The sequence below is a fragment of the uncultured Campylobacter sp. genome, assembly GCF_937921625.1.
Lineage (GTDB): Bacteria > Campylobacterota > Campylobacteria > Campylobacterales > Campylobacteraceae > Campylobacter_B.
The window spans coordinates 44,010-67,740 of sequence record NZ_CAKZTI010000005.1 but is presented as its reverse complement, the minus strand read 5'-3'; the positions used below and the strand labels follow the sequence as shown (position 1 = coordinate 67,740).

Sequence of the window (23,731 nt, the reverse complement as noted above, 5' to 3'; positions counted from 1 at the left end):
CTACGAAAAGCCGGCTCGCTTACGGCGAGTTGAGCGCGATTTTTTGCTCATGCAACTTCACCCACATTCGCTTTACGGCTTCACTGCTCGTAGATAATTCTCGCAACAAGGCTTGTCACAACTAAAAATCGGGCGGTATTACTCTGTAAAAATTCCTAGTGCAGCGAATTAAAGACATCGCAATTTAGACTTTGCAAAAACATGACCAGCTATTTTTCCAAAGTTCATCGGCGCTATGTTATAACAGAGACGATTTTAAAAAAGCACCCGATCCGAATTTCATCAGAACTCGAGCGCTTGAAATTTCAAATACCCGAATATGAAATTTAGCTAAAACAGACCGAATTTACCGTCCTTACGCTTATAAAGCACGCGCATTTTAGCATCCATATCGTTAAAGACCAAGAACTGATCGGTGCTTTCTTTAAGCTTATTTAGCGCCTCGTCGATCTCTAGCGGCTTATATAGATCCAGCTCGGTAGGGACGATCTCATCGACTTCATCATTTAAATTTAGCTTATTGGCACCGACTGCATTATCTACGGCGTTTTGTTTCATTTCGTCGCGATTTTTATGAGAATTTACCTTATCGTGGTATCTGCGAAGCACTTTTGAAGCGCGATCTACGATGAGATCGACGGCGGCATAGAGATCCTTATCTTTCTGGCGCACGACTATGGTGTCTTTATGCGCTAAATTTAAAGAAAAATCCACTACAAAGCCTTTTTTACCCTGTTTTTCGTCGGCTGAGATTACGCAGCGTCCCGAGATAAGATCTAGATTATATTTCTCAAGCGTTTCAAATGCGTTCTCGATATACTCTTTGATGGGCTCCGTCAACTCAAACTGCTTACCTACGATATTTAAATTCATCGTCTCTCCTTTGCATTATGGTTTTTGAATAGTACGCCTATGATATGTGATCTGTGGCCTTCCCATAACCGCTACATTAGATTTTACTACCACATCTACAAGCGCGGCATGACTTAAAATTCTGCCCACACTACCGTTCGCAAGACTTTCTGACGAGCCTTGCCCAAAATTACTATAAGCGACGGTATGATTGCCGGGCGCACCCAGCTGTATATCGAAATATCCGAATGTCACGGTGATATCAAACATCTTTTGAGCCGGATCATTTGACGGATACTCAAGCGTAATCGTATTTAATGTAGGATTAGTCGCAGCAGTAGAGCCCTTTTCCTTAAGCTCGGTAGTTAGATACTCATGCTTTTGCATAGCAAGGACGGCTAACTCCGTAGCGCTCTGAGCTAGCAGTAGCGCCTGCTCCCTGCCTTGGATATTATTGACATCGCGAGCCGTCATAGACGCGATAGATAACGCCGTAATTGCCGTAGTCGCTACAATGATGATAAAAAATATGGCTGCTACCAGAGCAAAGCCTTTTTGCATAGTTTTCATTAGTACACCACCTGTGCTTTACAAACGTTTAGATCCAGCTCTGCGGGATCGAAATTTCTGCCGTCATCTCTCATACATAGTTTAAGCGCAACAGCGCCGTTATCGTCCTTGAACCTAAACAAGCTCACGTCCTCGGCTAGTAACGCGCTGCTAGCAACATTGTATGAGTTCGCATCGTTTGCAACAGTGCTCCATGGACGATAATTATATTTTAAAACCAAATCAAAATTTTTACTTAATACATTACCAGCATTATCTCTCATATATACAATACTATCCCTACCCCCTAAATCTGGAACGATCGCGTAGGCACTATGAGCTATATAATACTGCTCGGAGAATTCCTGTGAGTTATCGTTATTTGGATTGAGCGGATACTGATTTATCCTGATAGTTTCGCCTTCCATATTACCGCTACCCGCAGCACTAGGAGTACCTACGGCGATCAACACGCGATTGCTACCGTTTGCTTGAACCGCTCTATCGTAGCCGAAGCCTATACCTACGCTAGTAGGGGAGGCATCGTTAGTAACGACCCTAAAAATAACGGCAACTTGGGTGTTATTAGACGGAGTATTATACGCGGTAGCCCTTAAGTTCTGAACTATCCTAGCTACTTGCGGAAAATCGCTACCCAAGGAGACCATATTAAATTCAGCTCTCGTATTCCCAATATAGCCAGCATCTTCTATACCTGCTTTCCATTTGTCATCTCGAAGCTGAGACATTGACATGAAACCACTCCAACCTGGAGTTCTCTTATTTATATTTCTCGTCTCTATGCTTTGACCGATCCATTCTAGTATGTCGTATTTCGGATCAGTAAGATCACTAATCGGTACAAACTCATTTGAGCTAAGCTCCCTGCCTATGGTAGAGCTTTTTATTCTATCCTCCAAGCGGTTTGTGATTAGCATCATCGCATTTTGCGTTCTGGCTTCCAGTTGGTTTACTGCGCGCACATGTACGTAGGATTTGTAGATCTTCGTGTATAGATCGGCACCAAACATCGAGATGATACCTAGCACTACGATAACAAACACTAGCTCTATAAGGGTAAAACCTTTTTTCATCTCGCGCTCCTGTCAGTTATATCGTCTAGTAACGGTTGTCTGGACGCCGACGCCGATATTAGATAAAAACGCTTTTAAAACGACTGATTTAGCAGCACCGTCTCTCGCTACAGCATCGTTGAGATCCGTAGCAGCAACCCTAACCATCTTGATATTGGTAACAGCGCCATTGGATGGCTTATCACTAAGAACACCACTTATATCGGTACCGGTAGCATACTGCGCAGCAGTAAAAGGCTCTGCTACATAATCCACATCTATATTAATCCTAGTATTTAGAATGAAGTCACCCTTGCTGCTAGAGCCTACCAGATCACCGACTCTTATATCGGTCGTGAACTGGTCGTAGTCGTCAATATCGTTATAACGACCTCCGCCAACCGAAATTCCATTTCTACCAAATTGCTTTTTTGTAGCCGGAGTTTGGGAGCTGATTCCACGCTGACTAGCTTCCGGCAAAATCCCCGGTCTAACTTCCTTGGTACTATTGCCCGAATCATCTACGCCTGGAGTTACGGTCAAAATTCTATCCATGCAGCTCGCATCGCCTCCGCATGTAGCATCATTAGCATACGCACTATCCCATTGCGCCTTAGACACACGCGACATCAAAGCTTTGGCGTTATATACGAGCTCCTCTTTGATCGCGAGGGCGTTTAGCTCGGTCGTCTGCGCGACGATACGAGGGATCGCCATCGTCGTAATCGCCAAAATCACGATAGTAAAGATCAGCTCAATTAGAGTAAAACCTTTTTTCATCTTACATCCTTTCTTTAAAATTTTGAAATTACGGAAACGCAAACTTACTCTGCGTTATCGGCGCTAATTATACTATTGTTAAACTTAAATTTAGAATTTATCGCGTAAATTTTTTCGGTTTACAAAGATTTTTAAGCCCGAACGCATAAAAATTTTAAAGAAATTCCATTTTTAAATTTGAACGCGGAATTTAAGCTTGCATTTACTCAAAGACTATAAAATTACAAGCTAAATAAATTCCAAGGATTTTTTATGACAAATCTAAGTAAAATTCTATCCGCTCTCCTATTTATCGCGTTTATCGGCGGCTGCAGTGGCAAAGGCGACGACGAGCTTTTTAATCTAAGCCCCGAGGCATGGTATTCTAAAATTTTAGAAGATATAAACAACGCCAGCATGGAGGATGCCGAGAAGCACTATACTAGCTTTTCTAGCGAGCATATCGCTTCGCCTCTGCTTGAGGAGATGACACTCATTATGGCGTGGGCTTTTGTGGAGGATGAAAACTATGAGAAAGCAAACAAATACCTAGACGAGTATATCCGCCTCTACGGCACGACGCAAAAGATCGAATATGCGAGATTTCTAAAGATCAGAGCAAATTTCGACTCCTTTAGCCGCCCGAACCGCAACCAAAAGCTAATGCTAAACAGCATCGACGAAATTCGAAAATTTATAGCTGAATATCCGCAGAGCGAGTATCGTCCGCTACTTGAGACGATGCTAACGAAGCTCAGACTTGCCGAGCATCAGCTAAATATCGACATCAAAGACCTTTACCAGCGTACCGACCGCGAAAGTTCCGCCAAAATCTACGAGCAGCGCATCGAAGAATCCCCATTAAACGGTACCGACGTCATCAAACCTCGCTCGCCTTGGTATCGCGCGATTTTTGAGTAGGAGGAGCGATGCAACTGATACAAAATACAACCTTCCCGAGCGATCTGCCTATCATCGTCGAGGACGAGCTATTTTTATATCCGTTTATGATAGCGCCCCTTTTCATCGGCGACGAGCATAACAAAAAGGCTCTCGATCTAGCCGCCAAGAACGAATCTATGATAATGGTCGTAAGCTCAAAGTCGGAATTTAGCGGCGATAGAAGCTTCGGCGGTATCTATAACGCAGGCGTCGTGGGCTCCGTGATGAGAACCGTACCGCTTCCCGACGGTCGGGTTAAAATTTTATTTCAAGGCGCGCTAAAAGGCAAAATCGTAAAAGAAATTTCGCAAGATCCGCTAATCGCTACCGTCGATATCATCCACGACGAGCGCGGCAATGACCAGAAATTAGACGCGCTGGTAAGCGTACTGAAGGAAAAAACCAAGACGCTTAGCACGCTCACGCATTTTTTCCCGAACGATCTACTAAAAACCATCGACGACGGCACCGACGCCACGCGCGTCTGCGATCTCATTTTAAGCGCACTGCGGTTAAAAAAGCAGGTAGCCTACTCGTTTTTTACCGAGAGCAACTTGCAAAAGCGCCTTTTCAACCTCATCAACTACATCTCCGACGAGATCGAAGCCCAAAGGCTCGAAAAGGAGATCAAAAGCAAAGTTCACTCCAAGATCGACAAGACGAACAAAGAGTATTTTTTAAAAGAGCAGCTCAAACAGATCCAAAAGGAGCTCGGCGGCGATGCCGATCGCGATGTCGAGATCGAGGAGTACCGCAAAAAACTGGAGGCTAAAAAGCCCTATTTGGGCGAGGATGCCTACAAAGAGATCAAAAAGCAGATCGATAAATTTGCCCGTCTCCATCCGGACAGCGCCGATGCGGGGCTAGTGCAGAGCTATCTGGACTGGGTTTTGGAGGTGCCTTTTGAAAAGACCGCCAAACACAAGATGTCCATCGAGGGCGTTACCGCTCAGCTAAATAAAGACCACCACTCGCTAAAAAAGCCCAAGGCGCGCATCGAGGAGTATTTCGCGCTAAAGCAGCTTTTGGAGCTTCGCGGCACAAGCAGCAAGAAGAGTAAAGAGGACGGCAAAAACGGCGGCGCGATCTTGTGCTTCTACGGCCCTCCTGGCGTAGGCAAGACGAGCCTTGCGAACTCTATCGCGACCGCGCTTAAGCGCAAACTTATCCGCATCGCCTTAGGTGGGCTCGAGGACGTAAACGAGCTACGCGGACACCGCCGCACCTACATCGGCGCGATGCCGGGTCGCATCGTGCAAGGTCTCATCGAGGCAAATCAGATGAACCCCGTCATCGTGCTTGATGAGATCGATAAAATTTCAAGCTCATACAAGGGCGATCCGACGGCGGTTCTGCTTGAAATTTTAGACCCAGAGCAAAACTCGAGCTTTAGGGATTATTATCTAAATTTCAATATCGATCTTAGCAAGATTATCTTTATCGCCACGGCAAACGACGTATCTCTCATACCCGCGCCGCTGCGCGATAGGATGGAGTTTATCGAGCTTAGCTCATACACGCCGCAGGAGAAGTTTCAGATCGCCAAAGACTATCTGATCCCTCAGGAGCTGCAACGCCACGGGCTCAAAGCCGCCGACGTAGCGATCAACCCCGCAGCCCTTGCCGAGATCATCGAAGAGTACACGCGCGAAAGCGGCGTGCGAAATTTGCGCCGCCAGATCGCAGCGATCTTCCGCAAGGTCGCGGTTAAAATTTTAAAAGACAAAGAGTTTAAAAAGATCATCGTTACGACGAAAAATTTAAGCGAATTCCTAAATAAGAAGGTTTTCGAGATCGACGAGGTTGAAAAACGCGATCAAATCGGCATAGTAAACGGGCTTGCGTGGACTGCGGTAGGCGGTGACGTGCTCAAGATCGAAGCGGTCAAGATCAAAGGCAAGGGCGCGATGACGATCACGGGCCAGCTCGGCGACGTGATGAAAGAATCCGCGCAAATCGCCTTTAGCGTCGTAAAGGTGCTGATCGACGAGGGCAAGCTCAAAGCCGCTCAAGACATGGGGGCGGGCGCCGCAAAAGCCTCACGCGCGGGCAAAAACTCCGCATTGCGCGCAAATAGCGGCGCATCTAAAAGCCCTGCGGCGACGCGAAATTTAGACGCGGAGGAGAATTCCGAAAGCTCGGAGCAGATTTATAATAAATTCGACCTTCACATCCACGTGCCCGAAGGCGCGACGCCGAAGGACGGACCGAGCGCCGGCATCACGATGAGCACGGCGATTGCGTCGATTTTAAGCGAGCGCGAGGTACGCGCCGATCTAGCGATGACGGGCGAGATCACGCTAAGCGGCAAGGTGCTGCCGATCGGCGGGCTTAAGGAGAAGCTCATCGCCGCGCACAAAGCCAAAATCGCCGAGGTTTTGATCCCGCGCAAAAACTACGAGCGCGACCTGGCGGAGATACCGGACGAGGTCAAAAACGATCTGAAAATAACGCCGGTAGATCGGATCGAAGAGGTGCTGAAGCTGGCGCTAGTCTAAATTTAAAGTGCCGCTTTAAATTTAGCTGCGCGCTGGAGGTTATGAGTCTGCAGGAGTATCTGAGCGGCGGGTGAGGTTAAGAAACTAAAACCGTAAATTCGGATGTCAAATTTAGCCCGCAAATTTGACGTCCGTAAATTCAGCCAAATTTATAGGTTAAATTCGCATTCTAAATTTGGCTGAGCACTACCACAGACTCTGAAATTTTAAAATCCTACCGCATGGCGCGCGGAATTTAAAATTTCTTTAGATTCCCGCTTGTGCCGTTTGCGATCAAAATATAAAGCAAGAAAATGATAAGACTAAAAGTAAGATTAAGATTGGCCGCAAGGAAGCTTGAAATCGCCTTTTTTGTTAGCCTGATCGCTTATGTTTTGGCTGCTTTAAGCCTATTTATCGTGCCCGAAGACATCTTGTCCGCTCACGCAGATTTTAGAGGCTTTACGGAATTTATGGCGGATTTTTATCCTGCGATAAGCGTAGCGCAGACTAAAACCGCCTTTGGCGACGTAGCGTCGTTTCATCTTAGCTATTTGTGCTTTTTTATGCTAGTTTGTTTGCTGTTTGCGGGACTTTACGGCGTGACAAAAGGGGCTACCGGTAGGCTTGAGGAAAATAAAAGCAACGCCCAAGCGCTTTCGCAAGGCATTATTTTATTTGCGCTTATCGTATGTTTTTTGATTTTCGGCGGACTGGATGATTTTTACTCTGGTTATAGCATATGGCACTCTTATCGCCCGACGCGAGAGTTCATAGCACAGATGAGGCTAGAATTATTTTCATACTATGAAATGATCGGCTTTGGCATTGCGAATTTTTGTGTGATGATGTCGGCATATCTTATTGTGCAGATTTGCAGGCAGCTTCGGGCGTTCATTTTGCTTAGGGCTCGCCAAACGGCTGCGTTTTTCGGACGGATTTTCGGATGTCGCTAGCCGACTCGTTAAAGCTTGTTTAAATTTGACCGCACTCGTCAATAAATGAGCCAAAGTTAGCTCAAATTTTACGCGCGAAACGCTTTAATCAAAATTTAGCTTCGCCCCGCCAGCTCTCGCCCAAATTTAACCCCAGCTTAAGCATAAGCTTGTATACTTTGGCTTTAAATTTAAGGCGGCAAATGAGATCACAGAGCGAATTTTTCGGCGTTTTCATCACGCTTCTTGGCGGCGTATTATGGGGATTTAGCAGTGTTTGCGGGCAGTATCTGTTCACGCAAAAGGGCGTTAGCGCCGACTGGCTCGTGCCCTACCGCCTAGGCCTCGCCGGGCTTGCGATGGTAGCGTATTACATCGCTCGCTCGCCGCGCCTAGCCCTCGCTCCGCTAAAAGATCGCGTGCTTTTGCCGCAGCTGCTCATCTACGCGTTTTTTGGGCTTATGATGACACAGTATTCGTACTTTTGCGGTGTCGAGCTCTCAAACGCCGCCGTCGCGACCGTGATCCAGTACTCCGCGCCCGCGCTCATCCTTGCCGTCGTTTGCTTTTTAGAACGACGCGTGCCTAAAAAGGTCGAGCTCATCGCGCTCATTTTCGCGGTGCTGGGCGTCGTGTTGCTCGCCACTCACGGCGATCTTGGCTCGCTCGTTATCAGCGCAGAGGCGCTGGTTTGGTGCCTCATTAGCGCGCTTGGCGTCGTGATCTACAGCCTCATCCCGACTAAGCTAAATCAAAAATACCCCGTCGCGTTAAATTTAGGCTGGGGCATGGTCATCGGCGGCGGCGCGCTTGCGCTTTACACGCGGGTTTGGCAGCTGGGCGGCGTGAGCGACGCAGACGGCTTTGCGGCGCTTGTCGCGGTGGTGATTTTAGGCACGATATGCGCGTTTAGCTTTTACATGACGGGGCTAAAGATAATAGGCGCGAGCAGGGCGAGCATGATAGCGTGCATCGAGCCGGTGAGCGCGGCGGCGTTTGCCTATTTTTGGCTGGGGACGGAGTTCGTATTTCTTGATTTTGCGGGCTTTACGCTCATTATCTCGTGCATATTTTTGCTGGCCAAAGATAGGAAAAAGGCGTAAATTTGGAGGAGAGATGATCTATTTGGCGCAGACCGATACGACGGCGGGATTTTTGAGTAAGGATTTTCGCGAGATAAACGCACTCAAACGCCGAGCGGCGGACAAACCCTGCCTCATAACGACGGCAAAGCTTAGCGAGCTAAAAAATCTCGCTCGTGTGCCCGCTAAATTTAAAAATTTAGTGCGTCGCGCGAGAAAGACAACGTTTTTATACCCAAACGCCAAGGCCGTGCGTATCGTGAAAGAGTGCGCTCACGAGGAATTTCTGCGCAAATTTGACTGGCTTTACTCCAGCAGCGCAAATTTAAATGGACAAAACTTCGACGAAGCCTGGGCGAAAGAGGTGGCAGACGAGATCGTGGATCAAAATTTCAGCCAAAACGCAAGCTCGAAAATTTATAAAATTTCAAAAACTAAAATTTTGCGGATCAGATAGAGCTGCCGATTAAAATTTACACGCGCAAAGAGCGCTCAAAAAAGAGGCGCTAGTTTATAAATTTAAGCGACTTTGTAAATTTAAATGGCTTTATAAATTTACCGAACCGTAAAATTTCGTCACATATAAACCTCGCAAATACCGTCTGGAATTTTAAAAAATCGCGAAAAGATCACGACAGACTCGTCGAAAAATCATATAAAAAGCTGTAAATCCCCCCCCCACTGCCTTCAAGTAATAAAATTCCCGCCGTTCTCGAAGCTGAAAATTTCACTACTGCTAGCTTTGAATGAAATTCTATCGCCATATACTCGATCAAAATTTTAACTCGGGCGAGCTAAGATTATCGCTAGAAATTCTCGCATCCCGAGTGTTCTGGATCAAAATTTTGGAGATCAGGCATTGCCGCCGGTTTTTATCCGAGTCGCTACGCGCCATTTTTTGATCGAAGCTCTACCCATGTTGCCTGCTTTCAATTAAAATTCCGCCGCTTCTGCCGACACCTATTCGATTAAAATTTTATCGCCGCTACTGCAAGTAGTTTGCGATCAAAATTCTATCATCGCCGATCTTATGTCAAAATTCCATTGTTTCCGCCTCATCGCTGCTGCCGCCGATACTACGCCTTTGATCGCCGCTGCCGCAGCAAGCGCCGCAAAGCCGTCCGCATCACTTACGCCCTTTAGCTGCCAAACCTGCGTTTAAAGCGCAATCGCACCGCCCCCATTGCTGCGCCACGACGACAGATCCGCGATAAAATTTCCGCCGTCGCGCAACGTGAGTCAAGCCAAACGCTGCAAATTTTAAAATTTAAACCACCTCTCGCCGTGCGGCACCGATAAATTCCAACCGATAAACTCCGCTAGCTATTCCTTCATTACTGCATAAATCATAAATTTTCATGAATTTAGCGCCGCCATTCTTGCTTTATATTAAAATTTCGCTAAAATTACCGCATTAAATTTGAAGCGCAAACGGCTTAGCTTAAACCGCTTGCGGGCAAATTAAATCCATTCAAGGAGCTTTTATGAGCGGTGTTGCGTTAATCATCTGCTTCGCCATAGCGGTCGTCGTGATGATTTTTTTGATCTCCAAAGCAGGCGTTCACCCGTTTTTGGCGCTAATGCTTATCTCCCTGGCGCTCGCGATCGTCGCGGGCATACCGCTAGCCAAGATCCCCGCGATTATCGGCGACGGATTTAGCGGCACGTTTAAGAGTATCGGTATCGTCATAATCTTCGGCGCGCTCATCGGCACCGTGCTCGAAAAGACGGGCGCGGCGCTCAAACTCGCCGATATGGTCGTAAACGTAGTCGGGCAAAAGCGCCCCGAGCTTGCGATGCTCATAATGGGCTGGATCGTAGGTATCCCCGTATTTTGCGACAGCGGCTTCGTCGTTTTAAACCCGATCCGCGAAGCGATCAGCAAAAAAATCGGCGAAAATCCGGTCGCTCTAGCAGTAGCGCTCTCCGGCGGACTTTATGCCTCACACGTATTCATCCCGCCGACTCCCGGACCGATCGCCGCAGCAGGCGCCGTGGGTCTAGGCGGCAATCTGCTGCTCGTAATCGCAATGGGCGCGGTAGTGTCCTTGCCGGTGCTGATCGCCACATACTTTTTTTCTAAAAAAGTCGCCAAAAGCGTCCATATAAGCGAAGCCGAAGCGAATGAAGTCATCGCCAAAAGCTACGACGATCTGCTTAAACAATACGGCAAATTACCGGGCGGATTTTTAAGCTTAGCCCCTATTTTGGTACCGATCCTATTTATGGCGCTAGGCTCCGTCGCCAAGATCCTAAAAGTAGGCGGATTTGCGGGCGAAATTTCACAATTTTTAGGAAATCCTATCATCGCGCTAGCCTTGGGCGTAGTTTTTGCGGTATTTTTGCTCGCACAAACCGGCAAACTAGGCGAATTTAGCGAGATTACCAACGAATCCTTAAAAATCGTAGGCCCGATCCTCTTTATAACCGCAGCGGGCGGAGTACTAGGCAAGGTCATCACCGACGCCGGCTTTGTAACCTACATCAAGGACAATGCGACTGCGATTAAAGCCGCGGGTATTTTCTTCCCGTTCTTAATCTCGGCCATCTTAAAAACCGCGCAAGGAAGCTCCACCGTGGCGATCATCACTACAGCTTCGATTATGGGCGCATTTAACGCAGACGGCTCGCTGATGCAGGTACTGGGCTTCACCTCCGAAATGTCCGGCGCACTCGTCGTAATGGCGATCGCAGCGGGCGCGATGACAGTTTCGCACGCTAATGACAGCTACTTTTGGGTTGTTACGAATTTTAGTAAGATGAACCCTCAGCAAGGCTACCGCACCCAAACCATGCTAACCCTAATTATGGGCATCACAGGCATGATCAGCGTGTGGGTTTTGTCGCTGTTTTTGATCTAAGCTAGCTTATTCTAGCCGCTACCGCGCTAAATCAGTGCGGAGCGCTACGGGCATCTACCATCGGCTAGCTACATAAAATTCTTTAAATTTACGTAGCTAGCCATACCGCGCAAATGCCCTAGTATTAAAATTTCGTATAGCGGAGTTTTAAATTTACACACAAAGCCTCAAGGAGCGAAATTTTAAAATTCCACGACATGAAATTTTAAAATTTGCCCCCATAAATTTGGCAACGAGATTTTAAAATTCTACTCTTGCTTCAGTCTTGTCATCGTAAATTTAGTCTATGCGCTGTAAAATTCCAAAATTTTAAAATACTAGCTAAAGGAAAAATATGAAAGTTTTGGTCGCGATCGACTCGTTTAAGGGCTCGCTTAGTTCGCTTGAGGCGGGCAACGCCGTAAAATCAGGCATCGAAAAGCTAGGCTGCGAGGTGCTCGTCAAACCTATCGCAGATGGCGGCGAAGGAAGCGTTGAAGCCCTTGCCGACGCACTAAAAGCTAGGTTTATGGACGTCATCGTAGCAAACCCGTTAGGCGAAAAAACGCCCGCGCGTTACGCCTTAAAAGACGAGCTAGGCATCTTAGAAATGGCGTCCGCATCAGGTCTGCCGCTCATCGAAAAATCGCGCCGCAACCCGCTAAAAACGAGCACTTATGGCTTTGGCGAGATGATAGCGCATGCGATCGCACACGGCGCGCGAAAGTTTATCATCGGCATCGGCGGAAGTGCTACGAATGACGCGGGCATGGGTATGCTGCGCGCGCTCGGTTTTAAATTTAAAGATGCGAATGGCGCAGAGCTTGCGGGAGTGGGCGAGGATCTGATTAAACTCGCCACGATAGATTGCACTTCGGTGCTGCCGCATCTTAAAGAATGCGAGTTTCTTATCGCCTGCGACGTGGATAATCCGCTTTTTGGCGAAAACGGCGCGGCATATATTTACGCCCCGCAAAAGGGCGCGGATGCGGCGATGGTAAAGCAACTTGATGCAGGTCTTATCAATTTCGCAAGCGTCGTAAGTAAGCACCTCGGACGCGAGCTTTGGAATAGTCCCGGAGCAGGAGCTGCCGGCGGGCTGGGCTTTGGCTTCGTAAGCTTTCTAAACGCGACGCTTAAGCCAGGCATCGACATCATCACCGAAGAGATCGGACTAGAGCGCGATATGCAAGGCGCCGAGCTCGTCATCACCGGCGAAGGAAGGCTCGATTTTCAAAGCTCAATGGGCAAAACCCCTTGCGGTGTTGCGAAGATCGCCGCTTCCTACGGCGTGCCCGTAATCGCGCTGGCAGGCGGTATCTCGCCCTGTGCCGGCGGCTGTAATGAGCGGGGTATAGGCGCATTTTTTTGCATCCTAAACGAACCTATGAGCCTTGAGCGCGCAATGGAAAAAGAGACCGCGACACAAAATTTAGCCCGCGTCGCCGAACAAGCGATGAGATTGTTCTTGCTCGGACGCGGCGCCAAATAGGGCTTTTGGGCTGAAATTTTAAGGCGCGCCCGCTAGAGCTTACAACGAGCGCGGTATGTATGCGTGGCATGTGCGGTTGCGAAATAAGGCGGCGACGGCTCGCGGCAGACAAGCACGACAAAGTGCGGCAGAAAGCGAGTACAGCGAAGAAGCGAAATTTTATGCAGGATAGATTTGCGTGCTTTAAAGGCACGGCGCGATCTTGACGCAGATGCAGCGCTCGTGCGGCTTACAAGGCACAAAAATATACGCGAAGAAGCAGGCGAGAGCCTACAACGATGGACGTTGGTAAAGCGGTGGCTTGCGGCAAGAGGATAAGGGCTATGACGTGCATGAGCGGCAAGCAAATACTATACGCAGCTTGCGACGGGCGGCAAAATTTCATCCACCATAGACCACGGGTAAGCAGATAAAATTTTACATTAAAGCGGAGCTTTGCCGAAATTCTAGCGCGTTTCAGAAATGGGGGGGGCGGTTAAGGGGCGGCGCGAAATTTTACTTTACTGCGCGCGATACATACGCAAGGCGCGATTTAAAACTCATTTTCCAATCAAGCGGCTCGCGGTCCCTCGCAATGCATTCCGCAAGACATGATTAAAACAGATAGAATTTTAAAATTTGACCGCCGTATTCGCAGCCTATGAGATTTGCAACGTAAATTTAAAAGCAGCGATCCGCTTTATAAACTTCATTTCGAATTTTAGCCCGCGATATGTCCGTCTTGAGGCGAAAAAGACCGCTCAATCGCAAAATCGCGCTTCTACAAAGATGGCGGCGGCGCGAAATTTCGCTAAAATTTCATCTCTTAATTCAGCGCGCGATTTATAAAATTTCGCCCTCGCCACGCCCCGAAATCTGCGGCTTAGGCAGCGCCAGGCTCTTTGCGGTTTTGCTAAAAAGTATCAGATCCTCGGTGCTTTGCACGCTCCACGGCAGCCGCTTTAGAGCGAATTTAAAAATTTCAAAGCAGGAAACGGCGTCGCTAAATGCGCGGTGATGGACGTTTTGCACGCCTAAAAGCTCTTTTAGCGAGCCGAGCCCGTATCTTTGCGCCTCGATCGTGCGGCGCGCGAGCTCGACGGTGCAGAGCCTGCGATTTAAAAGCATCCCGAAGCCGCATTTTTGCAGGCTCGCGTCGATGAAGCCGTAGTCAAATTTGACGTTGTGCGCCACAAAAACGCTATCGCCTAAAAACAGCCTAAACCGCTCCAGCACGCTAGCTAGCGGCGGAGCGCCCACCAGATCCTCCGCGCAGATCCCCGTAAGCTCCGTGATATTTTCGGGCACGACGGGCGCGTAAACGAAGCTCTCGAAGCGACCCAGCTCCTGCGTGCCGCGCGTTTTTATCGCGCCGATTTCGATGATCTGTCCGTTTGAGAGCCCGCCGTTCGTCTCGATATCCACGAAGCAAAAAATTTCATCCGAAATGTCCGTCTCGCGGGTCTTGAGCGTGATTTTGCCGCTATCTAGTTTTATTATCTCTATGCCCAGCGCCCGCCACATCGAGAGGTCTTTGGGCTCGAAAAGCTCGGTAATTTCGGCAATATCGCTTGCTTTAGCAATAAAATCGTAATAATTTATACTCTTTTGAGCCAGTAAATTTATGAGATTTTCGATTCTATGCGTCAAAATTTTACCCCTGTGCTGCGCCTAAATTTTAAGCGCACGGATCGCCTCCGCGTAGTCGTTTGAAGAAAATATGTAATTGCCCGCTACCACGACGTCGGCGCCCGCTTCGTCGATACCTGCGATATTCAGCCCGTTTACGCCGCCATCGACCTCGATGAGGCATTTTGCGCCTTTGCGATCGATCAGCTCGCGCAGCTGCTTAATTTTCTCAAGCGCCGAGGGGATAAATTTCTGCCCGCCAAAGCCCGGATTGACGCTCATTAAAAGCACCATATCCACTTCGCCCAAGATAAACTCCAGCGCGCTAAGCGGAGTGTGCGGATTCAGCACGACCGCGGGCGAGATGCCGCTGCGGCGGATATGATCTATGAGGCGCAGCGGATGGGTCTCCTCCTCGATGTGGAAGCTAAGAAATTTCGGCTTTAGCGGTAAAAAAAGATCGACGAAAAACGGCACGTTTTTAACCATCAGATGGATATCTAAAGGCTTGCTGCTCGCCTTTGCCGCGGCGTTTACTACGAGCGGTCCGATCGTAAGATTGGGTACGAAATGTCCGTCCATCACGTCTACGTGAATGAGATCGGCGCCCGCTTCGCAGACTGCGCGGATTTCCTCCGCAAGCCTTCCGAAATCCGCCGATAAGATGCTGGGTGCTACATACATAAAATTCCTTTAAAATTTTAAGATGCGAAATTTTACTTAGTTTTGTCATAAATTTCGCTAAATTTAAACCGCGGCGAATTTTAAGCATAATTTGAAATTTTTTCGCTATAATCGCCATTTATTTTAATCATCAAGGATTTATTATGGCAAGAAGATGCGCAATCACCGGCAAAGGTGCGATGGTAGGAAACAACGTCAGCCACGCAAATAACAGGACCAAAAAGAAATTCCAGGTCAATCTACGCACCATCCGCGTTCAGCTACAAGACGGCTCAACCAGACGAATCAAAGTCGCCGCCTCAACTCTACGAACTATGAAAAAGCAATCAAAATAACCTCTTAAAGAGGAATTTATGTCTGTTTTGGACAAGATCAAGCGATTCCTCGACTGGTCCGGCTCGACTAAGCCGGACATCAACCTCTACACGGAAATTTACGACCAGCTACGCCCTTTTCGCTTACCACTTATAACCATCGTGCTGATGATGCTAATCGGCACATTAGGCTATGTCTTTATAGCGGGCTTTTCGCTCGTGGATGCCTTTTATCAGGCGGGTATGACCTTTACGACGGTAGGCTTTACCGAAGTAGCGCCGATATCGCCCGCGGGTAGAATTTTTACCGTCTTATTCATCCTCATGGGCTTTGGAACCTTTTCGTTTTGCCTGGGCGTCGTCGTCGAGGTCATAAAAAACGGCAAACTTCAAAATTTACTTAGGGAGCAACGAATGATCAATAACATCGCAAGGCTCAAAAACCACTACATTATCTGTTACAACAACATCTACTGCGCCGAGCTTGCCAAGCAGTTTCGCGAAAATCATCTGCCTTTTGTCGTGATCGACCCTGATCCCGCTCTAGCCAAAATCGCTGAAGAAAACCGCTATCCATATTTCATCGTAGGCGAGCCGCATGTAGAAACTACAATGCTAAAAGCGCATCTGTCATCTGCAAAATCCGTCATCACACTAAGTCCAAATTTAGCCGATAATATCGCAATAATCTCGCTAGTGCGCCTATACGAAAAGGAGCTTGGTCGCATCACCCCCTACTTCATCATGGCAAATAGCGATGATGACAGCGACACCGAGAGGCTAAAAAAACTCGGCGCAAATTCTATCGTCTCACCCTCTAAGCTCGCCGCGCAAAGGCTCTCTGCAATCAGCGTGCGCCCCGATATGGAAAACATTTTGGAGCGGTTTTTGTATAAAAAAGACTCGCTTATCGATATCGAGGAGATTACGGTGCCCGATTTTTCGTGGATCCGCTTTAAGCGTCTAAAAGAAACTCGCTTGCGCGATTTTACAAACGCCGACGTCGTGGGAATCAAAGAGCCCAACAGCCGCTTCATTCCGATGCCGGATGGCGACTACCTCATCGGTACTGGGGTGAAATTTTTAGTCATCGGCACGGCAGAGGGCATCCGCAACACTAAAAAACTCATCCGCAGCAAATACAAGCCACAGGAGATGAGATATGTTTAAAATAACTAAGCTTGAGGGCGGTTTGCAAAATGTCGAGGGCTTTTATTTTGACGGCGTAAATTCGGGTTTTAAAAAACAGGGCAACGATCTAGGATTTATCCGCGCGGACGAGCCCTTTGCCGTAAGCGCGATCTTTACGAGCAATAAATTTCAAGCCGCGCCGATTAGGCATTTCAAAAGAGCGCAAGAGCGCGCGGGCGGGGAGCTTAAAACAAATTTTATCCTCGTAAATTCTAAAAATGCAAACTCGATGACCGGGGAGCAAGGCGTCGCGGACATCGATGAAATTTTTAGCGAGCTTGGCAAAAAGACCGCTCTGATAAACCCCGTTATGAGCTCCACCGGCGTCATCGGATACCGCCTCAAAAAGGAAAAAATTATCGCCGCCGCGCAAAATTTTAATCTCTCGGCACGAAACTCGGACGCCCTAGCCACCGCCATTATGACGACAGATACGATAAAAAAAGAGCTTGCGTATGAAATTTCTTTAGAAAACGGCGAGAAATTTCATATCGCAGCCGTTTGCAAGGGCGCGGGTATGATCAATCCTGCGCTTGCGACCATGCTCTGCTTCATCCTAACCGACGCAAAAATCCCACGCGCGGATATGGACGAGCTGCTACAAAAGGCGGCTGAGCAGAGTTTCAACACCGTAAGCGTCGACGGCGACACCTCCACCAACGATACGATTATGCTCTGCAGCAGCACTAAATGCGCCTATGAAAAGGATGCCTTCGCGTCCGCGCTAAACGCCCTTACGCATGAGCTTGCGCTAATGCTGGTAAAAGACGGCGAGGGCGCAACCAAGCTGGTGCGATTTAAAGTAAGCGGCGCCGCAAATGCTGGGGATGCCCGCAGGGCGGCAAAGGCGCTAAGCAATTCGCCGCTTGTTAAAACGGCGATCTTTGGCGAAGACCCGAATTGGGGTCGCATAGCCTCGACCATAGGCGCCTGCGGTATCGAATGCGACGAAGAAAAGCTGCGTATTAAATACGACGATGTGCTGCTTTATGACGCGCAAAATCGCGAGCTGGACGCCGCGCGCGAAGCTGCAGCTCACGCCGTGATGCAACGAAAAAGCTTTACGATCTGGTGCGATTTAGGGCTCGGGGAGGGCGAGTTTAGCGCGTACGGCTGCGATCTTAGCTACGACTACGTAAAAATCAACGCCGATTATAGATCATAAAGATTCACAGCTTACTCTTTCATAATAAAAATCTCGTCTCGAAAATAGCGAATAGCGGCAGGGTTTTAGAGCTCTGCTCTTAAAATTTTATCATTTAAATTTGCCTGTTTTAAATTTTTAAAAACTAAAATTTCATCTCTTAAAATTTGGAATTTCATGCGTGAAATTCAGTCTAAATTTGATAGCTGAAATTAGGTTTTAAGCGCTTTATTGATATACTTGAATAAATTTTTTAAAGGAGTAGACATGTTTCATGAATACAGAGATTTAATCACTGAGTTAAAAGGCAAAAACGCGCGATTTGATTCGCTTTTTGAGAAGCACGACGAGCTGGATCACAAGATCGCCGACGCACAAGCCGGCAGAGTGCATATGAGCGATCTGGAGATCGATGCGATGAAGAAAGAAAAGCTTCGCATAAAAGATGAGCTAGGCACCCTGTTAGCGCAATATAAAGCCGAAAAGGCAGATAAATAAAGTTGCTTGCGGCGAAATTAAGATGCAGCAGAATGCTAGCAAGGCTAATTTCGCCGCTAAGCTTTAATCCGTGTTTAGAATTTTCTAATCGCAATAAGTTTAGCCGCTTAAATTTGCCTCGCACGATAAATAAAAACAGCGCGCCAAAACGAGTTAAAATTTATACCGCACGCTTTACCATATTGACACCACTAAATAATTTTTACGTATCGGCTACATAACTGTAGATATCTAAATGCAATTAGCACGATAAATATAACTCATCTCGGCTCGTTACCGCCCCTTCTGTTTCCGAAAATATCTCTTGCTGAATGCGTTTTGCGCTACAGAGTAAATTAAAATTTACGCTGCGTCGCCCTGCAGCCTGGCTCTTAAATTTTTACTTTGCAGCGAGCATTTTTAGAAAATTTCAAATCCTGCGTTTTGCTTATTGCGGGCGCAATACCTACTTTAAAATTCCGCATTTCGAAGGAATTTAAAAGCGCTAAAATTTTAAATTCCCGTTCGCGCTAGCCGCGAAATTTCAAATTCGCAGCCTCCAACTAAGCACTAGTTTATGTTAGAGCCTGCTTTAGTCGCTCCACGGAATTTAGCCAAGCTTGCTTATTTTAACCCGCTTCGTTGAGCTTTAAAAATTTAGATTATTTCTTTGATCGTATCGGATAATGCCTGCCGGCACGGAATTCCTAAAGCTAACCTATTTGTTATATGTGCAATTAAAAGCGGCGCTAACGCGGAATTAAATAGTATAAGTGGATCTGTAAAAGGTGTGAAATTTAATCATAGAATTTTAAGCGCCAAGAATTTGCGATAGAATTTCGCCACGCAAATCAAATCCCAAAACTAACCTGGCCTACTCGAAAACCTTCGCTTCTAAGCCATGTAGCCTTTGCAAGCCGATATCGATATATTCGTTAAGCTTCTCATTATTTTCCAGCAATTTGTCGTAATAACTCTTGGCTCTTTCTCTCGCGGTCGCATCAGGCTCGATATACTTTAGCCCACTTTTGAAAAGTCCTTTGGATTCCACAAAATAGATCGAGTGGATCTTCTCGCAGTGCGATAGCCCTGCTTCAGTGTAGTTTAAAATCGATTCGTACGCGATATTGCCTAACAACTCTTGCAGTCTATTTGCGGGATTTTTGAAAAACTCGGCGAACTCCTTATACGGCGTAAAAACCTGATCAAGATTTTTCATCGCATCGCCGTAGATACCCTTTTTCAGGCGAAACATCGTCATTTCTTGAGAACTTACAAACTTCTCTATTGCTTTTATCGTATCGTTTTTATTCACTGAATTTTTCCCTTTTAAAATATGAAACGCTCGGATTATATCGTTTGTTTTATAAAAATCCGTTAAAAATCGGTTAAATTTTGCCCTAGCGTTTTAGCCAAATTTCTTTGGCGCTTTTGATTAAATTTCTCGCCTCAGCCGCCGCACTTCTCGCACAATCCTCGCACGAGCACACTTTTGACATTTTTTTGTGGCAAAGCTGGCATCGAAATCTCCTCCATTTTATGGCAGTTTTCGCAGACAAAATACGCTTTTGCGCCGTCGGTGAGCTCATAAAAGCTTTTATGATTATTTTCGCTGGTAATTATCAAATTTTTCTCTTCCAAAAGCGCTATATTGCGATATATCGTGGTTTTATTCGCACCCGTTTGTTCTACTAGTTCATCATAGCTTACCGGGCATTTTTTCTCGCTTAGGATCTGCACGATATGCACTCTAAGCGCTGTAGGAGCGATATCGTGACTCGCTAAAAAATCTTTGGGATCCATTTTACGCCTTTTTTAAAATTTAAGCGATGATAGCGAAATTTAGATAAATTTATATTAAGTTGCAACTAAGTTGCTTTTGATATACTTCCGCAATTTTTTTTGGAAAGGAATTTTATGAAAAAGCTTGTTTTCACGCTTTTAGCAGCTAGTTGCGTAGCATTCGCCAAACCTACGGTCACCACGACCATACTTCCTACGAAGTATTTTGTTGAACAGATCGCAGGCGATACTCTGCAGGTAAATACGATGGTCGGCAAAGGCGCCGATCCGCACACATACGAGCCTAAGCCTTCGGAGATGAAAATGCTAGAAAATAGCGATCTGTATTTTTCAGTCGGTATAGAATTTGATGAAGTCTGGCTACCAAAGCTTGCCGCATCGTATCCGAAGATGAAGATAATCCGCACCGAAGATGGCATTACCAAAATGGCTATGGCAGAGCATCACCATCACGACGAACACGATCATGACGCACATCATGAGCATGGTGACAAAGATCACGAGGCGCACGAGCACCATCATCGTCACGGCGGTTTAGACCCACATATCTGGCTCGATCCGCAGCTTGTAAAAATTCAAGCTAAAAATATTAAAGACGCGTTAACCAAACAGTATCCTAAGGATGCTAAAATTTATGAAGCAAATTTCGATAAATTTGCCAAAAAGCTTGACGAGCTGGACGCTTACGCAAAGCAAAAATTAGCGGGCGTCAAGGGAAAGAAATTTATGGTTTATCATCCGTCTTGGGGCTATTTCGCGCATCGATACGATTTAGAGCAGATCGCAGTCGAAGTAGAGGGCAAAGAGCCTAAGCCTGCGGATTTAGCCGAGCTAATCGAGGAAGCCAAAGAGGAAAAGATCAAGGTGATTTTCGTCGCACCGCAGTTTTCCAAAAAGGCAGCGCAAACCATCGCCGCACAAACAGGCGCAAAGGTGATGGAGATCGATCAGCTGCCGCTAGATTGGTACGAGACGATGAAAAAGACGATCGACGTTTTCGGAGAAAATTTGTAGTTGATGAAATTTATTAAAATTTTACTTTTATCCGCGATCTTTAGCTCGCGGATATTTGCGTGCGCTCTGTGCGCCCTATACACGCCCACTGCGCACGTTAGCATTACCCCCGTCGCACAAGACGGCAAGATCGTGAGCCTGCATTTTTCGTGGCTTTTCTCTCAAAATTTTACCGATGTCATAATGCAGACCTACGATATAAATTCCAACGGCAAGCTTGAAAATAGCGAGCTTGCCGAGATAACTAAGGCGATGACCGATTACCTAACCCCCAAAAACTATCTTTGCGAGGCGGAATTCTACGATCAAGCGCCAAAAAACGCAAAGCCCGCGCTTAGCAACCTCGTAGGCACGCAGATCAAGGGAAATTTTAAAAACGCAATAAGCCTCGTCAAAAAGGGCAGACTCATGTTTGAGTTTGATCAAAAGGTCGGCTTTGAGCTGCGCAATAACCGCGTTCTTAAAATTTCCATTAACGACGATCAGGGATTTTTCAATTTCAAAATGCTTGACGACAAGCCCATTAATCTGGGCGAGGGCTTTGTAGCGAAGCCTAATTCAAATTTAGCCACCACTTTTATAGAATTTAGCGGCGAAAAACCAAAGATCGCAGATAAAAAACCGCCAATTTCAAGTGCGCCGAACTCCGATTTAGCGCAGGATAGCCTTGCATCTAGCCAGCAGAGCCTTGCGGGCTCAGAGAGCAAACTTGCGCAAGGCGAGCAAACAAAACCTAATGCCAGCTCGGCGCGCAGATCAAACCAAAGATCCGTCGGCGATATCGTTTCGGAGGCTGCAGCAGAGGCGCAAAAAAATATAGCCGCTTCGGATACTATCGCGCAGATTAATAAAGCCGCAAAAAAAGACGCGCAAGCAAAAGGTGGTTCCGCAAATTCTGCGCCGTCTGTAGATAAAGGCGCGGGGCAAAATTTGTCGGCGAGACGAGATAATTCTTTAAATTCCGCGCATTCTACGCAAAATCTAGCGACGCCGCCCGAGGAGAGCTCCTTAAATTTAGCGCAAAATAACGCAGACAAAAACGGCGCCACATCCGACAGCGACGAGATTTCAAGCGAGCAGCACAAAGAGGTCTCGCTGGGATTTGTCGCGCAAAAGACGATGGATTTTATGAAAAGCCTCAAAACGGCATTTCGCGCAAGCAGCGAGCATGCAAGCGCAAGCACGATCCTGTGGGTCCTAGCGCTTTCTTTCATATACGGCTTTTTCCACGCGGCAGGCCCTGGGCACGCGAAGCTGCTAACGGCGAGCTATTTCCTAGCCCATGGCGGCAGCTACGTCAAAGCCTTCGGATTTGCCCTTAAAATCGGGCTTCTACACGTACTAGGAGCGCTCGTTTTAGTAAGCGCGAGCATGTTCGTGCTGCAAAACGTTGCAGGGCTCGTCTCTGCAAACTCCGCCTCGATCACAACGAAAATTTCGGCACTTCTGATCATCGTCATAACGGCGCTCATCATCTACGACAAAGCTCGCCGCGTAAGATCGGGCGCCAGCCACGATGCGGGCTGCTCCTGCGCTGCTTGCGCTTCCGCCGCAAAGACCGCAGATACGGACTCCCGCTTAAAAAATACGGCATTTGCAAACGCCGAGAATTCCGCTGGCGCAGCGTCAAAGAGCTATAAATTTTCTAAATTTAAAACCCCTAGCGGCGAATCCGCGCAGTATTTAGATACTAAAAATTTAGGCGCCGCAGCGGCAGAACCAAATTCGGATTCAAATTTAACCGCAAGCCTAGAAGAAAACTCGTCTAGCCAAAACAAGCAAAAACAGGCTTTAAATTCTGCAAATTTAAAAAACCAAACCTCGTCTCGCTCGCTGCAAAATGGCGCGACTGGCGGCGGCGAGAAAGGTCGCGAGTGGCTTATCGCGCTTGCAGCGGCGCTTGTGCCCTGCCCCGGCACGATCCTGATTTTTGTACTTGCCTTCAGCCTCGGAAGCTTCGCGCTTAGCGTCGCAAGTGCGCTTTTCATCGGTTTTGGAATGAGTGTCGTGATATTTCTAGCCGCGCTTTTCGGCGCGAAGGCAAACGAGCTAAGCTCGAAGCGGCTCGTAAGCTTGAAGCTTTACATAGAATTTGCGGGGCTTTTCGTGATGTTCGGGCTCGGAGTTTTTATGTATTTCATCTCAGACACCCTCAGGATACTGTGATTGCAAGCTTCGGATGCAAATTTTAAAAAGCAGCTCGCGTGAAATATAGGTTTATGCGATGCGTTAAATTTCAATTCGGTGCGGATCTAATTTCAAAACGTAAAATTTTACGCCGCACGGACTGCGTAAATTAAATTTCGATCTCTACTATTTAATTATGCGGCGGAATTCGCTCTTTATGAATTCCGCTAAATTTCGCTACAATACGGCGAAATTTTCTCAAGAATAAATATGTCGCCTTCTTTGCAAGATGCTATTTCGCAGACTTTAATCGAGCAAAAAGCGTGCGCTAGAGCTTTTAATAGATACCGCTACCTCAGTATAGCCGC

Annotated in this window: 22 protein-coding genes; 14 read left to right on the top strand and 8 right to left on the bottom strand. The window is 47.2% G+C overall.

Going from position 1 to position 23,731, the window contains the following annotated elements; genetic code table 11:
• Positions 1-330: 330 nt before the first annotated feature.
• Genes raiA through Q0101_RS00750 form a run of 4 tightly spaced genes read right to left on the bottom strand, consistent with a single transcriptional unit; the run spans position 331 to position 3,254 of the window.
• On the bottom strand, positions 331-873 hold the full coding sequence (gene raiA / locus Q0101_RS00765) for a ribosome-associated translation inhibitor RaiA (protein ID WP_297941478.1): 543 nt from the start codon (positions 871-873) through the stop codon (positions 331-333).
• A gap of 15 nt (positions 874-888) precedes the next feature.
• Entirely contained in the window at positions 889-1,422 is a 534-nt protein-coding gene (locus Q0101_RS00760) for a hypothetical protein (RefSeq protein WP_297941476.1), read from the bottom strand.
• Positions 1,422-2,495 (bottom strand): type II secretion system protein, encoded by a 1,074-nt coding sequence (locus Q0101_RS00755; RefSeq protein ID WP_297941474.1) that lies wholly within the window; start codon positions 2,493-2,495, stop codon positions 1,422-1,424. The genes Q0101_RS00760 and Q0101_RS00755 overlap by 1 nt, the downstream gene beginning before the upstream one ends.
• 12 nt (positions 2,496-2,507) lie before the next feature.
• Positions 2,508-3,254, bottom strand: coding sequence for a type II secretion system protein (locus Q0101_RS00750; protein WP_297941473.1), 747 nt, complete (start codon positions 3,252-3,254; stop codon positions 2,508-2,510).
• 252 nt (positions 3,255-3,506) lie between these two features.
• On the opposite strand from Q0101_RS00750, the gene bamD reads away from it, so the two are divergent.
• The 8 genes from bamD to Q0101_RS00710 all read left to right on the top strand — a co-directional run bounded on the left by bamD (position 3,507) and on the right by Q0101_RS00710 (position 13,414).
• Positions 3,507-4,154: an outer membrane protein assembly factor BamD gene (gene bamD / locus Q0101_RS00745; protein ID WP_297941471.1), complete on the top strand. Its 648-nt coding sequence runs from the start codon at positions 3,507-3,509 to the stop codon at positions 4,152-4,154.
• Between the two features lie 8 nt (positions 4,155-4,162).
• Positions 4,163-6,673: an endopeptidase La gene (gene lon / locus Q0101_RS00740; RefSeq protein ID WP_297941470.1), complete on the top strand. Its 2,511-nt coding sequence runs from the start codon at positions 4,163-4,165 to the stop codon at positions 6,671-6,673.
• 293 nt (positions 6,674-6,966) lie between these two features.
• Entirely contained in the window at positions 6,967-7,608 is a 642-nt protein-coding gene (locus Q0101_RS00735) for a hypothetical protein (protein ID WP_297941469.1), read from the top strand.
• 182 nt (positions 7,609-7,790) lie between these two features.
• Positions 7,791-8,690, top strand: a complete 900-nt coding sequence (locus Q0101_RS00730) for a DMT family transporter (RefSeq protein WP_297941468.1) — start codon at positions 7,791-7,793, stop codon at positions 8,688-8,690.
• A 13-nt stretch (positions 8,691-8,703) separates the two neighbouring features.
• The gene (locus Q0101_RS00725; protein ID WP_297941467.1) at positions 8,704-9,126 is read left to right on the top strand and encodes a Sua5/YciO/YrdC/YwlC family protein; all 423 of its coding nucleotides are present in this window, start codon (positions 8,704-8,706) and stop codon (positions 9,124-9,126) included.
• 1,027 nt (positions 9,127-10,153) lie between these two features.
• A complete protein-coding gene (locus Q0101_RS00720; protein ID WP_297941466.1) occupies positions 10,154-11,530 on the top strand; it encodes a GntP family permease in 1,377 nt (458 codons plus the stop codon).
• Positions 11,531-11,864: 334 nt separating this feature from the next.
• Positions 11,865-13,001 (top strand): glycerate kinase, encoded by a 1,137-nt coding sequence (locus tag Q0101_RS00715; RefSeq protein WP_297941464.1) that lies wholly within the window; start codon positions 11,865-11,867, stop codon positions 12,999-13,001.
• 278 nt (positions 13,002-13,279) lie between these two features.
• The gene (locus Q0101_RS00710; RefSeq protein WP_297941463.1) at positions 13,280-13,414 is read left to right on the top strand and encodes a hypothetical protein; all 135 of its coding nucleotides are present in this window, start codon (positions 13,280-13,282) and stop codon (positions 13,412-13,414) included.
• Positions 13,415-13,823: 409 nt separating this feature from the next.
• Here Q0101_RS00710 and Q0101_RS00705 read toward each other — a convergent pair whose 3' ends face one another.
• On the bottom strand, positions 13,824-14,630 hold the full coding sequence (locus Q0101_RS00705; protein ID WP_297941462.1) for a 3'-5' exonuclease: 807 nt from the start codon (positions 14,628-14,630) through the stop codon (positions 13,824-13,826).
• Positions 14,631-14,651: 21 nt separating this feature from the next.
• Positions 14,652-15,293, bottom strand: coding sequence for a ribulose-phosphate 3-epimerase (gene rpe, locus Q0101_RS00700; RefSeq protein ID WP_297941461.1), 642 nt, complete (start codon positions 15,291-15,293; stop codon positions 14,652-14,654).
• Between the two features lie 143 nt (positions 15,294-15,436).
• Here rpe and rpmB point away from each other — a divergent pair, with 143 nt between their 5' ends.
• The 4 genes from rpmB (at position 15,437) to Q0101_RS00680 (ending at position 18,440) form a co-directional block, all read left to right on the top strand.
• Complete coding sequence (gene rpmB, locus Q0101_RS00695; RefSeq protein WP_291939605.1) at positions 15,437-15,628, top strand: 50S ribosomal protein L28; 192 nt, start codon at positions 15,437-15,439, stop codon at positions 15,626-15,628.
• An 18-nt stretch (positions 15,629-15,646) separates the two neighbouring features.
• A complete protein-coding gene (locus Q0101_RS00690) occupies positions 15,647-16,777 on the top strand; it encodes a potassium channel protein (RefSeq protein ID WP_177387602.1) in 1,131 nt (376 codons plus the stop codon).
• Positions 16,770-17,963, top strand: coding sequence for a bifunctional glutamate N-acetyltransferase/amino-acid acetyltransferase ArgJ (gene argJ, locus Q0101_RS00685; RefSeq protein WP_297941459.1), 1,194 nt, complete (start codon positions 16,770-16,772; stop codon positions 17,961-17,963). Before Q0101_RS00690 ends, argJ begins: the two co-directional genes overlap by 8 nt.
• A 246-nt stretch (positions 17,964-18,209) precedes the next feature.
• Complete coding sequence (locus tag Q0101_RS00680; RefSeq protein WP_177387402.1) at positions 18,210-18,440, top strand: YdcH family protein; 231 nt, start codon at positions 18,210-18,212, stop codon at positions 18,438-18,440.
• Between the two features lie 853 nt (positions 18,441-19,293).
• On the opposite strand, the gene Q0101_RS00675 is transcribed toward Q0101_RS00680, so the two are convergent.
• The gene (locus Q0101_RS00675) at positions 19,294-19,734 is read right to left on the bottom strand and encodes a hypothetical protein (protein WP_291939615.1); all 441 of its coding nucleotides are present in this window, start codon (positions 19,732-19,734) and stop codon (positions 19,294-19,296) included.
• A 134-nt stretch (positions 19,735-19,868) separates the two neighbouring features.
• Complete coding sequence (locus tag Q0101_RS00670) at positions 19,869-20,222, bottom strand: HTH domain-containing protein (protein ID WP_297941457.1); 354 nt, start codon at positions 20,220-20,222, stop codon at positions 19,869-19,871.
• Positions 20,223-20,336: 114 nt separating this feature from the next.
• Here Q0101_RS00670 and Q0101_RS00665 point away from each other — a divergent pair, with 114 nt between their 5' ends.
• Both Q0101_RS00665 and Q0101_RS00660 read left to right on the top strand, forming a co-directional pair.
• Entirely contained in the window at positions 20,337-21,236 is a 900-nt protein-coding gene (locus Q0101_RS00665) for a zinc ABC transporter substrate-binding protein (protein WP_297941456.1), read from the top strand.
• A 3-nt stretch (positions 21,237-21,239) separates the two neighbouring features.
• Positions 21,240-23,402 carry a DUF1007 family protein gene (locus tag Q0101_RS00660; protein WP_297941455.1) on the top strand — a complete coding sequence of 721 codons (2,163 nt, stop codon included), beginning with the start codon at positions 21,240-21,242 and terminating at the stop codon, positions 23,400-23,402.
• Positions 23,403-23,731: the final 329 nt, after the last annotated feature.